This window comes from Serratia sp. 14-2641 (assembly GCF_001692375.1).
Lineage (GTDB): Bacteria > Pseudomonadota > Gammaproteobacteria > Enterobacterales > Enterobacteriaceae > Chania > Chania fonticola_C.
The window spans coordinates 1-568 of sequence record NZ_LXKR01000033.1; the positions used below are offsets into that span (position 1 = coordinate 1).

Here is a 568-nt window from a genome sequence, read left to right on the forward strand (position 1 = left end):
GAGATAGCGTCAGGCTCACAGGAGTGCAAACAGGCCAGCGCGCAGTTCAGTGCCTGCCGCAGTTGCTGACTTTTCTGACGCCACGCCAAATTTTCATCCCGCCCTAGAGTCATGTTCTGCTCGAATTGTTGTGCCATGGAATAACCCTTATTGCTGTTGCAGCCTGCGCTGCGCGTCGATACGTGCCTGCGTCTGTGCCCGCCAGTCGTTTTCTGTCGGCGGCATTCTGTCTACCGGCTTTACCATCGGTGATGTGACCATTGGCGCTGTCGCGGCCCCCACGTTGGCCACATCGGTCGAGTAAACCCCGCGCATGAACTGGATCGCCACCACCTGTTGCTTCTCGACAAGCACCTGTTTCGACGGTAAGCGGGCAGCATCACTGCTCAGCACATTCGCCGCCTGACTGGCCGTGCCGCCGGCAATCACGCCAGCAACGGCTTTACCATCCGGTGTTTCCGGTCGCGTAGTCACCGCGTTGAAGCCGTTCGTCACCACCTGCGTATTGGCCTGCGCATACATCTCACCGATACCACCAATCCCTTTCAGCAAGGCTGGCAATACAATG

At 58.3% G+C, this 568-nt stretch carries 1 pseudogene; it reads right to left on the bottom strand.

From position 1 onward, the window contains the following. Window positions 1–147 precede the first annotated feature (147 nt). A pseudogene (locus tag A6U95_RS31030) lies at window positions 148–568 on the bottom strand (conjugal transfer protein); the annotation flags it as partial.